Source organism: Seramator thermalis, from assembly GCF_004138125.1.
Taxonomy (GTDB): Bacteria; Bacteroidota; Bacteroidia; order Bacteroidales; family Dysgonomonadaceae; genus Seramator; species Seramator thermalis.
Genome location: NZ_RXHS01000039.1, coordinates 1 through 227 on the forward strand (window position 1 = coordinate 1; position 227 = coordinate 227).

The 227-nt window shown below is 41.4% G+C and carries 1 pseudogene; it reads left to right on the top strand.

What is annotated here, in order from left to right:
* Positions 1 to 227, top strand: a pseudogene (locus EJN84_RS12420) (transposase); the annotation flags it as partial.

Consider the following 227-nt stretch of genomic DNA (forward strand, 5'->3'; position numbering starts at 1 on the left):
ATGGAGAAGCCAACGGGTAAAAGGGGCAGGCCTAAACTCTACGAGGGCAAGATTGATATGGCTAATCTTGATAAATCAAGAGCTGAGAAAATCGACATTGACAATGGAGAGCTTTATACTCTGGTAGCCTACTCTAAATCACTGAAGCAGATGGTACGACTTGCAATTTGGTATTCAAAAGACGGCAAAAAGCCTAAACTGTTTTTCTCTACCAATCCTGATATGAG